Consider the following 950-nt stretch of genomic DNA (forward strand, 5'->3'; position numbering starts at 1 on the left):
TTGCCAGCGATGAGGCCCGAAAAACCACCCTCACCCCGCCTCCTTGCCCCCTTCCAGGAAGATCTGCGCCGGCAACCTGAACCCCCGCAGCCGCAGCAACGCCAGCGGCCCCTCCCCCAACTCCGTGCGCAGATGCCAGGTCAGCTCCTTGCCATCCGGTGCCCGCACTTCCAGGTGATAGCGGCTGTTGCCATCGTCGAGCAAGGTCACCTTGGCGTTTTCCAGGAAACGAATCAGCCCCCAGGTCCCCTGGTAATCCCCATACATGCGCAAATCACTGCCCACGCTGGTCCACAGCACCCGCGTCCCCGGATGACTGCCCCGCCCCGGCCAGTCGAAGCGCTGCCAGCGTTCCTTCTGGTTGAAGTAGTGATGCTTCTCGCCGTTGAGGATGAACTGGGTGTCGATCACGTTGCTCACCGGTTTGCCACGCAGTTCGAAGCTCATGCCCAACCCGCCGGCCGGGCTGTAGAGCACGTCGGAGAGATGGCTGAGCTGATTGATCGCCTCCAGGAACCGTGGGTTGAAGCGCAGCCCCTGGCTGTGCTGCGGATCGGCCACCCAGCGGCTGCCTTCCTTGCGCAGCACGCCATTGAGCTGGCTGGCCAGGAACTGGTCGATGCGCCCCGATCCACCACGGATCATCTGCCCGAGCATCGGCAGCGAGACGTCGCTGTCGGTCCCGGCGAACGGGTAGCGACCATCGAAGGAGCGCCGCCATTCATCGACGATGGAGCGCTGCCACTGGTTGTTCAGGCTTTCCGCCGAGGGTTGCAGCACCCGCTGCCAGGCCTCGTCCAGCGGCTGCACGAACAGCGTCTCGCCCATCGAGCCCCATTCCGCACCGAGGCTGGCCGACAACAAACTGCCGTAGGCACGGGTGTCGCTCAGATCCACGCTCTTGCCCTGGAACACCGTCTGCGCCAGGGCCTGGGTCGAGGCGCGCGGGT

1 protein-coding gene is annotated in these 950 nt (G+C 65.3%); it reads right to left on the reverse strand.

Annotated elements, in window-relative coordinates:
* Window positions 1–30 precede the first annotated feature (30 nt).
* A partial coding sequence (locus ACODSK_RS32630; protein WP_489022277.1) for a type VI secretion IcmF C-terminal domain-containing protein occupies window positions 31–950 on the reverse strand: 920 nt, incomplete at its 5' end.

This window comes from Pseudomonas sp. FG98, assembly GCF_057808595.1.